Annotated in this window: 12 protein-coding genes; 9 read left to right on the forward strand and 3 right to left on the reverse strand. The window is 41.8% G+C overall.

Annotated elements, in window-relative coordinates; all coding sequences use genetic code 11:
- Nucleotides 1–83: 83 nt before the first annotated feature.
- The 8 genes from H6G79_RS35825 (at nucleotide 84) to H6G79_RS35860 (ending at nucleotide 4,268) form a co-directional block, all read left to right on the forward strand.
- Nucleotides 84–638, forward strand: a complete 555-nt coding sequence (locus H6G79_RS35825; protein ID WP_190595248.1) for a hypothetical protein — start codon at nucleotides 84–86, stop codon at nucleotides 636–638.
- Entirely contained in the window at nucleotides 635–961 is a 327-nt protein-coding gene (locus H6G79_RS35830; protein WP_190595249.1) for a hypothetical protein, read from the forward strand. The genes H6G79_RS35825 and H6G79_RS35830 overlap by 4 nt, the downstream gene beginning before the upstream one ends.
- 12 nt (nucleotides 962–973) lie before the next feature.
- Entirely contained in the window at nucleotides 974–2,410 is a 1,437-nt protein-coding gene (locus H6G79_RS35835; RefSeq protein WP_190595250.1) for a hypothetical protein, read from the forward strand.
- 33 nt (nucleotides 2,411–2,443) lie between these two features.
- The gene (locus H6G79_RS35840; protein WP_190595251.1) at nucleotides 2,444–2,827 is read left to right on the forward strand and encodes a hypothetical protein; all 384 of its coding nucleotides are present in this window, start codon (nucleotides 2,444–2,446) and stop codon (nucleotides 2,825–2,827) included.
- A 122-nt stretch (nucleotides 2,828–2,949) separates the two neighbouring features.
- Nucleotides 2,950–3,087, forward strand: coding sequence for a hypothetical protein (locus tag H6G79_RS35845; protein ID WP_190595252.1), 138 nt, complete (start codon nucleotides 2,950–2,952; stop codon nucleotides 3,085–3,087).
- Nucleotides 3,069–3,359, forward strand: a complete 291-nt coding sequence (locus tag H6G79_RS35850) for a hypothetical protein (protein WP_190595253.1) — start codon at nucleotides 3,069–3,071, stop codon at nucleotides 3,357–3,359. The genes H6G79_RS35845 and H6G79_RS35850 overlap by 19 nt, the downstream gene beginning before the upstream one ends.
- Before the next feature lie 42 nt (nucleotides 3,360–3,401).
- Nucleotides 3,402–3,584, forward strand: coding sequence for a hypothetical protein (locus H6G79_RS35855; RefSeq protein ID WP_190595254.1), 183 nt, complete (start codon nucleotides 3,402–3,404; stop codon nucleotides 3,582–3,584).
- 78 nt (nucleotides 3,585–3,662) lie between these two features.
- Nucleotides 3,663–4,268: a Uma2 family endonuclease gene (locus tag H6G79_RS35860; RefSeq protein ID WP_190595255.1), complete on the forward strand. Its 606-nt coding sequence runs from the start codon at nucleotides 3,663–3,665 to the stop codon at nucleotides 4,266–4,268.
- 1 nt (nucleotide 4,269) lies between these two features.
- Here the strand turns inward: H6G79_RS35860 and H6G79_RS35865 are convergent, their stop codons facing one another.
- Nucleotides 4,270–5,157: a LysR family transcriptional regulator gene (locus H6G79_RS35865; protein WP_190595256.1), complete on the reverse strand. Its 888-nt coding sequence runs from the start codon at nucleotides 5,155–5,157 to the stop codon at nucleotides 4,270–4,272.
- Between the two features lie 118 nt (nucleotides 5,158–5,275).
- Between H6G79_RS35865 and ilvD the strand changes: the two genes are divergently transcribed.
- On the forward strand, nucleotides 5,276–6,964 hold the full coding sequence (gene ilvD, locus H6G79_RS35870) for a dihydroxy-acid dehydratase (protein ID WP_190595257.1): 1,689 nt from the start codon (nucleotides 5,276–5,278) through the stop codon (nucleotides 6,962–6,964).
- 38 nt (nucleotides 6,965–7,002) lie between these two features.
- Here ilvD and H6G79_RS35875 read toward each other — a convergent pair whose 3' ends face one another.
- Nucleotides 7,003–7,308 carry a hypothetical protein gene (locus tag H6G79_RS35875; RefSeq protein ID WP_190595258.1) on the reverse strand — a complete coding sequence of 102 codons (306 nt, stop codon included), beginning with the start codon at nucleotides 7,306–7,308 and terminating at the stop codon, nucleotides 7,003–7,005.
- 20 nt (nucleotides 7,309–7,328) lie between these two features.
- The coding region (locus tag H6G79_RS35880; protein ID WP_191049429.1) for a hypothetical protein at nucleotides 7,329–8,006 on the reverse strand (678 nt) is incomplete at its 5' end.

An 8,006-nucleotide genomic window follows, 5' to 3' on the forward strand; every position in this document is an offset into this window, starting at 1 on the left:
TTTTTTGAAGATGTGCTGCAACTATTTTTTCTCGAAGATCGACAGAGTATGACTTCATTTAGAGGTATTTATATTTTAATTTATTGTACCTCATAACAGACGCAAGTGCTGTAAACAGTGCGTTCGTTTATCTCATTTCTGTAATCCCAGTTATCAACGGTATAGCCTCAATTATTGGAAAAGGAATTACATGGATACTGGGGACAATCTTATGGGGAGTTATTCAAATAATCGAGGTTCTGCCCTTAATTTTGTACAATAATGAAAGATTTGTACAGACAGTTATTTCGTCAGCGGATGGTCGGAGCAAATATCAATTAAGGGAAGACGACGATCCTAGTTTGAAAATGCTAAAAAGAACCTATAACGCTCTCCCCACTTCAGTAATCAGCAACTTAGAGACTCTAAAAGTTTTTACCTACACCATCGACTTTCTCATCTGCATCACGGTTTATTCACCTGTAGCGAGTGGTAAATTTTCAGATTTCTTTTTTGTTTTATCTACAGGGCAGTGGTCAAAGTTGGATTACGTTAATTTGGCGTTGGCTTTTATTACCTTATTTGCGATTGAGGTGATTGTCGCTCTAATTATTTGGGTTGGTAAGTTGAGCTATGCAATACAGGAGTCTTCAAGATGAAAATGATTAGTCAAGGACTACAACAAGAAGTTGATAAAGAGTTTGAATCATTCTGGAAAGAGTTTGTTTGTAATGAACACGGAGATATTGATTTTGAAAAAGTAAAAAGAGAATTATACGATTACAGTTTGGCTATGAGGTTAGTAGGAGAGGTGTATTGTGAATTGGCTGGAGTGACTAAAATTCATTCTGACCCGCAATACATAATTAGGTCTGTTTATGAATCAATAGAAGGAGTCAAGGTTGTTTATCTCCCAGCAAAAACGCCCCTTGAAGAAATTGATACTGCTGGAGACGGAGAAAAACAATTCTTTACCGTTTAATGAAAAATGGAAATGTCGAGATTTGATATACAAAAAATCCAGAGATCCCCCTCTGAGTGGAGCGCAATTGCATTCAAACAAACCACTGAAAATAACATCCAGTGGAAAATTGCATTAGGAGTTATCGTCGCCGCCGTTGCCGCCAGCGCGACCTCTCCAGTCACAGGAGTTGCGATCGCTTGCTGGTCGATATTCAGCGCATGGCAGCAAGCTAAAGAGGTACAGAGGAATCAGACTGCGATTCGAGACTATGGATGTGTTGCCCATGTGCTGGAAGGAGATGATTTTCGCTGCTATTATCGGCAAGTGGGCGAACAGGCGGTTGAGGCGGAGTTAACCTTTGCCAACCAACAAGGCTACGCGCTCTCAGAGACGGCCTTGGATTATCTGGAGGAACGAGAAAATGTCGGCAGTGGTCAAGCCTTGAGCGCGTCACCAACAGTTATTAGTCCACAGCCATTAGTCAACAATCCGCTAGTTGCAGTTGCTACTCAATCCTCGGTACACGAAAGTAGTAACATTTTTGATATTGTGAGTGCGATCGCTTCTCCTGTGCAGAATTGCGTAATTCTTGGTGTTGGTGGTAGTGGAAAGGGTATTTTAGTTTCTAATGCACTGCGGAGAATTAAAGCTGACAACCCAAATCGGAAAATTTTCTACGTCGATCCCAAGAATGAAGAGGGCGAGTATGGCTATACTAATGGCGTAGTCGATGTAGTCAAACGCAAAACTTGTAAGAATAGGTGTCCCGAAGAAATTTGCGATTGGCTTGATGAAGTTTTGGATGAATATATTCAGTGGGCAAGCCAGCAAGAAGAGTCTCTGCTGGTGGTTGACGAGGGTATGGTCATCGGTGATGCGTGTAAGAAAACGAAGAATACGCGCATCGGTACTCTGATTCTGCACATTTCATCCTTGGGAGGAGCCAAGCGAGAAAATTCTTGGCTAATTACCCAAACTCCCTTCGTGGGCGCGATGGGATTAAACCTGACATCTTCCAGTCAGATGAAGTGGGTAACACTTGTTGGTGGTAACGACTTGGGTGTGATCAAGCAATGGGGTAAAGCCGCGACAATGGAGAATATTAGTCTAGATCGGCTAGGAAGTTTAATCAGCGAATCTCCGGTAAACCGTGCAGTATACTGGGGTGGGTATTCTAAGTGGTACGCGATGCCACAGTTGGCCAACTATTCAGCAATTGACCGGGATAACAACAAGCCAAACGGAGATGCGCTTTCAACCGAGGAAAGACAATTATTAAGAGAGCGCGAAGCTTCAGCTACACAGCAGATGATTGATCAGCTGGAGCGTACTCGGTGTTTGGATTTGGATGAATTTATTGTTCATGAGTTGAAAGCTGGCGATCGCCTCAATGAAATCAAAGGAAAAATCATCAGAATTATCAGACAACGTGAACATTACGGACTTGTCTACAAATTTAAGCTTTGACTGCAAACCGACAGCGACAATCATGATCAACCGTTGTCGGCATTACCAGTCAAAGACCAGTGGGCAATCATCACCAAAGATTTAAAGCTACCAAAAAACTGGCAAGAAAAAGATTTGCAACAAGCCATCACTTCCCGACTCCGAGAACATGGTTTTCAAGCTCGGTGTGAAGGTGGATTCCAAGGTGGTTATGCGGATATCGTTACTGATTGGCAGGATGGCACAGTAATTGAAATCAAAAAATATCTTGATAGAAAAAGAATTTATGAAGCCTACGGGCAGCTTAATTTATATTGTATGGGCAATGATTATAAGATGGTGATCGCCGGATTTATGCACCCATTTGAGCAACGAAAAACTAGGGCGATCGCTTCCATGATTGAACGTAATCCACTAGTACAAGTTTTGTTTATTTAGGTGCAGAATTAAACCGGCGCAAGCTGATCATCTGGTCAGAAGATGTCCCGGTTATCGAACCAGATGTCGAACATTCGGCATACCATCTGGCCTCTCGTTTCCAGGAAGTGACCCTAGAAAATATGCCGGATGTTCTTAGCGCGATCGCCCAAATTTACACGAACTACGGCAACTGCCTCGCTCTAACCTACTTGATGGAAATCTCTGCCGAATACTTTGGACTGATTGAGGAAGAAACCCAATGTACTACGACGACCTGAACTTTGAGGAAGAACTGCAACTGTCAGAAGAACAAATCCGCCGTCGCCATAATCAACGGTGGTTCTTGCGGCGGAATGCTGAACTGTTGCAGCAGGAGTTGGAATTAGAGGATGAGTTAATTAACGAAAACCCCGAATTAGCTCAGATGATCCACGAAATCAACACCCTAGAAACTCAAGCTCTTCATCGAGGTTTCGGCGGTGTTTTTGAAGGAGATGCTAGTGCTAAAAAATCGAATGTGTGGAATAAGTTTTTTCCTGGTTTGGGTTAGCAGTAAAAATTAATAATTTATATATTTAGCAGGTGATTGGTTATGATTCACAATACTCAAACAAGACTAGTTTCTCTACTCAAGCAAACCGCTTATGTTGGGCTGGGGTTTTTAGTTATGCTGTTGATTGTGGGTGGTCATCCTTCAGGATTTATCTTAGGGTTGAGTGTAGTGTTAGGTATTAGTTTTGTTGTTTGGTATGAAAATAAGATAAGTAGAAAATAACTAATTAAATTTTCTACAATAAAATTTGGATAAGATTCCTAGATTTTTTCAGAGATACTAAACCCTTGGAGATTTTTCATGACCTACACTCCACCTAAGATACTTAGTTTTGAAGAATTTATAACTGAACACGGGGACAATACGCGTTACGAACTAATTGATGGAGAATTAAGAGACATGGAACCTACAGGCCCTCACGAAGCTGTGGCAGGGAATATTGCAGGTAGAATCTATGTCGAAATCTTTCATTCTAATTTTAATTGGATAGTGCCAAAAACCTGTTTGATTAAGCCGCCTGCTGCTGAAGCTACAGCTTTGCGTCCTGATGTGATTGTTTTAGATAAAGAACAATTGGCGGGGGAACCTCTATGGCAAAAAGAACCCATTATTTGTAATGGTAAGACAATTAAGCTAGTTGCTGAAGTTGTCAGTACTAATTGGCAGGATGACTATGCTAGAAAAGTTGAAGAATATGCGTTTCTTAATATACCTGAATATTGGATTGTCGATTTTCGAGGATTGGGTGGTTTGCAATTTATTGGTAATCCAAAACAACCGACCTTCACTGTTTGTCAACTAGTTAATGGCGTATATGAACAACATAAATATCGCTTAGGAGAACTTATCTCATCTTGTTTGTTACCTAATTTACGGATGAAACTTGACGATATTATGCCAAGTTGAGTTATTTATCTATGAACTTTTGAGTAAACTGTAAAAAATTCTCTGCAATGGCTGTTAAACTATCTTGCTGCCAAATCAAAGCAGTTTCGATTACTGGTACTTGTTCTACTATAGAACGATAAACTACACCAGACCTTTGAAGGTTTTGTAAAGAAGATGGTACTATTGCCACACCAATTTGCGCCGATACTAATCCAATAATTGTTTGCATTTGAATCGCCTCCTGAACAATGTGAGGTTTGAAGTCTCCTTTCTGAAAAAGACCCATAACTAGATCGTAAAGTCCTGGTGCTAGATAGCGAGGAAACATGATTAAGGGTTCACTTAATAGCGATTCCACTGAAATATGTTCTTTTTGAGCCAATGAATGAGTTGAAGGCAAAGCTACGACTAGGCTTTCACTTTGAATGCAACTATAAGATAAAGTGTTATCCACTAATGGTGGATGAGCAAAACCCAGATGAATTCGGGAATCTTTGAGTGCTTGCTCCTGTTGACTGGTGGTTAGCTCTAGTAAAACTAATTCTACTTCTAAAAATTGCTGGCGAAATTCTCGCAAAATCAAGGGTAACAGATCGTAAATTGCCAAACTAGTAAATCCTATTCTCAGTTGACCTGTTTGCCCTTTTCCAATTCTTTGAGTCAGTGCTACTGCTGTTTCTAGTTGCTGAAGTAATCCATAAGCCTCTTGTAGAAAAACTTTGCCGGCTTCTGTTAGCTGTACTTGTCGCTTAGTCTTGCGATGAAACAGCTTTACTCCTATTTCTGCTTCTAGTTGCTGGAGTTGTTGGCTAAGAGGCGGTTGAGCTATATGCAATCTCTGAGCAGCGTTAGTGAAATGTAGTTCCTCAGCTACAGCAATAAAGTAACGCAAGTGCCTTAATTCCATTTTTTGATATTCTATAAGTCTTAATTACTAATAAATATATATTGGACATCTCAAAAATTTCTACATATCATACTCATACAAAGATTTGTTCCAGCTTTGAGTAATGAATAAAACAACAATGTCGGATAATTTAAGAAGCCGGGTTGTAACACAGGGTGTACAGCGATCGCCAAATCGAGCGATGCTCCGGGCTGTTGGGTTTGAAGATGCCGATTTTAACAAGGCAATTGTCGGTATTGCCAATGGTTACAGCACTATTACCCCTTGCAATATGGGGATAAACAAATTGGCACAAAGGGCAGAAGCTGGTATTAAAAGTGCTGGAGCTATGCCGCAAATTTTCGGTACAATTACCATCAGTGACGGTATTTCGATGGGAACTGAAGGGATGAAATATTCCCTGGTATCAAGAGAAGTGATTGCCGATTCCATTGAAACTGCTTGTACTGGACAAAGCATGGATGGTGTATTGGCAATTGGTGGTTGTGATAAAAATATGCCAGGAGCAATGCTGGCGATCGCCCGAATGAATATTCCCGCGATTTTTGTCTACGGTGGTACAATCAAACCCGGACATTATAACGGTCGTGATTTAACTGTAGTCAGTTCCTTTGAAGCAGTGGGACAATACAGTGCTGGCAAAATCGACGAAACTGAATTAACAGCCGTTGAACAAAACGCTTGTCCGGGTGCGGGTTCCTGTGGTGGGATGTACACAGCTAACACCATGTCTTCGGCATTTGAAGCAATGGGGATTAGTCTACCTTATTCTTCCACAATGGCTGCCGAAGATGCCGAAAAAGCCGACAGTACAGAAAAATCTGCGTTTATTTTAGTAGAAGCTATTCGTAAGCAATTATTACCGCGCCAGATTATCACCCGCAAATCTATAGAAAATGCTATTTCGGTAATTATGGCAGTTGGTGGTTCTACTAATGCAGTATTGCATTTTCTGGCGATCGCCAGTGCGGCTGGTGTGGAATTGACCATCGATGACTTTGAAACTATCCGTGGTCGTGTGCCTGTTTTGTGCGATTTAAAACCCAGTGGTAGATACGTCGCTACAGATTTGCACAAAGCTGGCGGTATTCCGCAAGTCATGAAAATGCTGCTGGTACATGATTTACTACATGGTGACTGTATTACCATCAGTGGTCAAACCATTGCCGAAGTTCTTGCCGATGTGCCGCATGAACCCAGGGCTGACCAAGATGTGATTCGTCCTTGGGATAAACCGATGTATGCTCAAGGTCACTTGGCAGTTCTCAAAGGTAATCTCGCTACTGAAGGTGCAGTGGCTAAAATTACCGGGGTGAAAAAACCAGTCATTACCGGCCCCGCCAGAGTATTTGAATCAGAAGAAGCTTGTTTAGATGCGATTTTGGCAGGCAAGATTAAAGCAGGTGATGTCCTGGTGATTCGTTACGAAGGCCCCAAAGGTGGCCCTGGAATGCGGGAAATGTTAGCGCCTACCTCGGCAATTATCGGTGCTGGTTTGGGTGATTCCGTAGGGTTAATTACCGATGGACGCTTCTCTGGCGGTACTTACGGGATGGTAGTTGGTCACGTTGCCCCAGAAGCATCTGTAGGGGGAGCGATCGCCTTAGTCGAAGAAGGTGATACTATCACCATTGATGCCCCAGCGCGGCTATTACAGTTGAATATTTCGGATGAAGAATTAGCCCGCCGCCGTGCTAATTGGCAACCCCCAGCCCCACGTTACACTAAAGGCGTATTGGCGAAATATGCCAAGTTGGTATCTTCCAGTAGCCTTGGTGCAGTCACAGACTTAGGTTTGTTCCATTGATAACCACAAAAGTAGATATGTTTTGCTACTTCCCAACTTTACAAATCAAAATCGAGAGAAAATGTTTCATTGCCTGAATCCTCTGGTTTAGATCCAGTCGATACATTGCTAACAGACTGTCGAGATGCTTCCGAATTAAGGTCTATTTCGTTGTAATCTGACGTATGTTCTATTGGTTGCTGTGTAGTTAACACTCCTTTTTTAAATGCAAAATAGCAATCGATAATGAAATGAATAGTTTCCACATAGCTTTTGTCTAATTGTTTAGCCTCTGCTAGTATGCGTTGACGATAACTATTTCTAATGCGTACTTTGTCTAAGACATCATCTTGATTATTCGCCATTGCTTTGTCCTACCGGGTTTTTAAGAATTTTTGTTGACTATTGCTTTGGCCATCTCCAATAGCCCGACTGCATTAGCCTCTACTGGATTGTCCAGGACTTTAAACCCATTTTTCTCTAAAAGCTTTTTAAACCCCGGCAATAGACAGCCACCACCAATTGCCCAAATTTCATCACCTTGGTGTTTGGCATCGAGCGCCATACCTACTACTTTTTTCAAATACTTCTCATACCAATCCTTGAAGCAAGCCATGTAAACATCTTTAATATCTATGTCACGGTTATATTTGGTATGACCGTTCTCCAGACAAAATCGCACTTTCGATGGATCTCCCAACTTCCCGCCATTAAGATGTTTCATTTTTTGGGCAATTTCATCAATGAGAACTTCTACACCGACTGGGTAAGGGGTATGTACTTCCCGTTTGCCTTGGGTGTATCGGGAATACAGTGTTGTGCCATTACCAAAGTCGATAACTGTTAATTTCTTCGGTAATGCTTGGCCAAACAATGCCCCCATTCCTTCGGGAACAACTTTTAGCACTTCTACCTTGACTTCTGAGGGTTTGCCAGCCAGGACAGCGTGGTATTCTCCATTGAGTACTTGGGTTAAGTCTTTTGCTAGAGCGACATCATGCAAGCTGACGACTAACTTTAAATGCCATGCTTTGCGGTGTGGCAAATGTGCTAATGCTCCCAA

Origin of the sequence: Anabaena sp. FACHB-83 (assembly GCF_014697485.1) — a bacterium.
In the GTDB taxonomy this organism is placed as follows: domain Bacteria; phylum Cyanobacteriota; class Cyanobacteriia; order Cyanobacteriales; family Nostocaceae; genus Nostoc_B.

Coding starts and splice junctions, on each gene's coding strand:
- H6G79_RS35875 (WP_190595258.1), bottom strand. CDS start 7,308: ATGGCGAATAATCAAGATGATGTCTTAGACAAAGTACGCATTAGAAAT.
- H6G79_RS35830 (WP_190595249.1), top strand. CDS start 635: ATGAAAATGATTAGTCAAGGACTACAACAAGAAGTTGATAAAGAGTTT.
- H6G79_RS35855 (WP_190595254.1), top strand. CDS start 3,402: ATGATTCACAATACTCAAACAAGACTAGTTTCTCTACTCAAGCAAACC.
- ilvD (WP_190595257.1), top strand. CDS start 5,276: ATGTCGGATAATTTAAGAAGCCGGGTTGTAACACAGGGTGTACAGCGA.
- H6G79_RS35845 (WP_190595252.1), top strand. CDS start 2,950: ATGCCGGATGTTCTTAGCGCGATCGCCCAAATTTACACGAACTACGGC.
- H6G79_RS35835 (WP_190595250.1), top strand. CDS start 974: ATGTCGAGATTTGATATACAAAAAATCCAGAGATCCCCCTCTGAGTGG.
- H6G79_RS35850 (WP_190595253.1), top strand. CDS start 3,069: ATGTACTACGACGACCTGAACTTTGAGGAAGAACTGCAACTGTCAGAA.
- H6G79_RS35865 (WP_190595256.1), bottom strand. CDS start 5,157: ATGGAATTAAGGCACTTGCGTTACTTTATTGCTGTAGCTGAGGAACTA.
- H6G79_RS35860 (WP_190595255.1), top strand. CDS start 3,663: ATGACCTACACTCCACCTAAGATACTTAGTTTTGAAGAATTTATAACT.